This window comes from Paraburkholderia podalyriae (assembly GCF_014397785.1).
GTDB classification, from domain to species: domain Bacteria; phylum Pseudomonadota; class Gammaproteobacteria; order Burkholderiales; family Burkholderiaceae; genus Paraburkholderia; species Paraburkholderia podalyriae.
On the sequence record NZ_VZQQ01000166.1, the window covers coordinates 1 to 3,450 of the forward strand.

The following is a 3,450-nucleotide window of genomic DNA, read 5'->3' on the forward strand; positions in this document are numbered from 1 at the left end:
TCACATACCCACGATATGAGGCTTTGCGGCGAAACCGTCCAACGAACGCCGAATCCGCGGTTCATTTAATTTTGAACTATCCAGACTTGGTTCATGATGCCAGCGCAGAGACGCGCGAACGTCTCCGCAACCCAAAACCGACATTGGGCCTGTCCGGGTTATGCGTCGGCAATGCGGCGGATTGCTGACGATACCTAGGACGAGCAGTCAGCCCGCAGCTTTTCGATCAGCGAAGACCACGTTCTCGACCCATCTCCTCTGACCGCTGTCCGACGCGGTCGGCAGAAACGCGACGTTTCTCGGACGCCCGGCATCCGGTGGGCGTATTTCTCTTATCGAAACTGCGATAATCATTCGAGGCGCTGGCGCCTGACTTTCTTCCCTTTGTACAGTGCACCTCTTCCGGTCACTGGACTAAGGCAAAATAGGCGAGGAAGTTACGGGCGACCGGCGGCATCGCGCCGCTGCGTTGCGCCAATCGGACGCATGGAGATGCGCTATGGAAAAGCTCACGAAAAGCTGCTCGACGCTTGCTGCGTTGGGGCTCCTTCTGACTGGCTATGCCGCCGCCGGAGTACCACACAGCGGGCCACACCTGACCCCAACCGAGTGCCATGACCTGGCCGCGACTAAAAGCAACGCGCCTCGGACGAGGTCACAACACCGAAGCGAGATTTCGGCTCTCAGCAAAGCGGGCTACAACCCATCACCATGGCACGACGACCCAAACTACCCAGCGGATCTACACGCGGCGCAGCGCCGGGTCGACCATTGGTTCGAAACAGAGTGCGAGCCGTCTCAACCTAGGTGAGAAGCCCCGGAGCCCCTACGGTCCTCCTCCGAGTTAGCGCGCAGCAACCGCGCGTCGCATTGCAGGGCAGCGCCGATATCTTGGAGCGTGGCCTGCAGATCGCCCCACGGGTCTCCCTTTCAACGAAAGTACATGGGCGCTGCGGTTTTTTCACTCCACTAGCCCGCGTTACTGACATCGCCCAGTTCGCGCCACCAGATCGGCATTGACAGCCTTTTCGTACCTTGCAACGGCACATTCGGAAGACCGCTTATGGCCGCCCTCTGCCTGACGGCGATCGGCAGCACGCGACCCCCTTGCAGTCATTCGAGTCTGCGCGACGGCAACGGCCGTTTTCGGAACTCAGCGGCCACTAGCTCATCTCTGGCCCGCGGAACTATGAATCGAGTCGAAGGGCCGCGGCCGACCCCTATCGCACCATTCGACCCGATGGCCAGCGGATTTTTTCGAGTCGAGCGGGAATATTTGAGGCCCAGCGGTCGTTTAGCCTGCGGCGTTTTCGCCAGTCAGACGAGGAGGAAGCTATGTCTCAGATCTCGTGGGGTCTCAAAGCGGCGGCCGGGATTGTCCTCGCCGCCAATTTCGCAATCGGGCAGGCCGCTGCCGACGAAGCTTACGTTGTCAAACCACTCGTGTCCAACCTGGCAGGTGCTGCCCCGAAGGTCGACGGGGTATTGCAGAACGCATGGGGTATTGCCTTTAGTCCGGCAGGAAGTCCATTCTGGGTCAACGACAATGCCACGGGCTGCTCCACGCTGTATGACGGCGAGGGGACAAAAGTGACGACGCTGCAGGTCTCCATCCCGCTACCAGGCAACGTCATACCGGCCGGCGCCTGTCGTGCCGTCTATCCTAACCATCCACCGAATCCCACGCCCGCGGCGCCAACCGGGATCGTATGGAATCCTTCGACAGCCTTTCTCGTGCCAGGTACAAAGATCCCGGCCGTATTCATCTTCGCCACCGAAGACGGCACGCTTTCCGCTTGGGCCGGCGGGTTAAATCCGGCGAACAACGCCGTGATCGCGGTCGACAACTCGTCTAATCCCTCCGCCGTCAACGGGGCCGTCTACAAGGGGTTGGTCTTCGCAGTGAATTCGCAAGGAGGATTCCTGTTTGCGACGAACTTCCGCTCGGGCCAGATCGATGTATTCGGACCGAACGGTCCGAACGACCTGTTCACGCCCGCGACGACGGATGGTGGTTTCGTCGACCCGAACATTCCGGTCGGTTACGCCCCGTTTGGCATCGCGAACATCGATGGGGACCTTTTCGTTACCTATGCGAAGCAGGACGATAAGAAGCACGACGACGTTGCAGGCCGAGGTCATGGATTCGTCGATGTATTCGATACCGACGGTCACCTGCTGCGCCGCTTTGCGAGCCAGGGAGCGCTCGACTCGCCGTGGGGCATCACGCGCGCATCGTTTGCATTCGGTCGCTTCAGCGGCAAGATCCTCATTGGCAATTTCGGCAATGGCCGAATCAATGTGTTTGACAATGACGGCAGGTTCGTCGATCAACTGGAGAACGAGGCCGGCAATCCGCTGGCTATCGACGGCCTGTGGACTCTGACACTTGGTGGCGGCCGCAATTCGAGTCCGGACACGCTGTACTTCTCGGCAGGTCCTAACAAGGAGACAAATGGGCTTTTCGGCATCATCGCTCCAGTAGGCGGCTCCAGGTAACGAGCGTCGGCTCGGAACGGGCAATAGCCGCTAGCACGCGGCTCCCTGGATAACTTCAGAACCACGACGTCGCTGACCATTGACGATGTCGATTCTGGTTCGATCCGAAGGATGACGCCTGTCGTCGGTCGCGACAGGCAGAGGGCGGCCAGTAACCGTCGTTCGTCGTCGCCACGACCTGGACATTGGGGGACCGCTGTGCTCCGGGCAAAAGAATATCCAGGGGTCTTCTCGCACTTGCTGCCAGTCCTGAGCCGACGCGAAAACTGGTCGTTCCCGGTCTCACCCAGAAGAGCCGGTCGCGTCTAGCGAGTTCCGCGACCGGCTGCGGTGGGGCGAATGCGCTTGCAGTACGCGCATGGGCACGCCTCGCGCAGGCGGCTATGGGCGACGCGCTGCGTTCGGCCAGCCGCCCAATGCAGCGTGAGCGCGCGCGCCGTGACGTCGTTGCGGATTTCGTCAGGCGTATTCCGAGCGTGGTCGCCGCTTCTTCGCGCACCCGCCACACGCTTTCTGATATCGATATCGCGTCGAGCGGTGGCGACAGGATGACGCCGGTTCTGCCGTTTTTGCGAGTTGCGACGGCAGGTCTTTTCGATTCCTGGCCGTGGCAAGGTTTTTAGCTTGCACGCCATTGCGCTCTCACGTCCCACGCACTTTAAAATGGCTTAATCGAATTACCGACGGATATCGTTAGATGAAAGACGCTTTTGAACGACGCGCGTTGCTGCTGCATCTCGGCGAGGCGTTGCAAGCAATCGCTGCCGCGCTCGCAACCAACAACCCGCGCGACACAGTGCGCGATCTATTGGACGCTGACGCGGCTCTCGCCACCCATGCATGGCTAGCCGCCGTACCGCCCGACATGGAGGTCGCGGAGTTCGCGAAGCGCGTTAGCGCGTCGTTTGCCGGTTGGCCCGCACAGTTGCTGGAAGCGCAGGTGGACTATAG

The 3,450-nt window shown here is 60.5% G+C and carries 5 protein-coding genes and 1 pseudogene; 5 read left to right on the forward strand and 1 reads right to left on the reverse strand.

Annotated features, from left to right (window positions below; all coding sequences use genetic code 11):
* The 3 genes from F6X42_RS43660 to F6X42_RS42035 form a co-directional block, all read left to right on the forward strand.
* A partial coding sequence (locus F6X42_RS43660) for a hypothetical protein (RefSeq protein ID WP_222945929.1) occupies nucleotides 1-188 on the forward strand: 188 nt, incomplete at its 5' end.
* Between the two features lie 311 nt (nucleotides 189-499).
* A complete protein-coding gene (locus F6X42_RS42030) occupies nucleotides 500-811 on the forward strand; it encodes a DUF4148 domain-containing protein (RefSeq protein WP_187639648.1) in 312 nt (103 codons plus the stop codon).
* 524 nt (nucleotides 812-1,335) lie between these two features.
* Nucleotides 1,336-2,499 (forward strand): TIGR03118 family protein, encoded by a 1,164-nt coding sequence (locus tag F6X42_RS42035; protein WP_187639649.1) that lies wholly within the window; start codon nucleotides 1,336-1,338, stop codon nucleotides 2,497-2,499.
* Nucleotides 2,500-2,804: 305 nt separating this feature from the next.
* On the opposite strand, the gene F6X42_RS45075 is transcribed toward F6X42_RS42035, so the two are convergent.
* Nucleotides 2,805-2,954, reverse strand: a complete 150-nt coding sequence (locus F6X42_RS45075; protein ID WP_312893029.1) for a gamma-butyrobetaine hydroxylase-like domain-containing protein — start codon at nucleotides 2,952-2,954, stop codon at nucleotides 2,805-2,807.
* Between F6X42_RS45075 and F6X42_RS45080 the strand changes: the two genes are divergently transcribed.
* Entirely contained in the window at nucleotides 2,883-3,122 is a 240-nt protein-coding gene (locus F6X42_RS45080; protein ID WP_246530551.1) for a hypothetical protein, read from the forward strand. The two genes, F6X42_RS45075 and F6X42_RS45080, sit on opposite strands and share 72 nt — an antisense overlap.
* Nucleotides 3,123-3,196: 74 nt before the next feature.
* Nucleotides 3,197-3,450, forward strand: a pseudogene (locus tag F6X42_RS42045) (hypothetical protein); the annotation flags it as partial.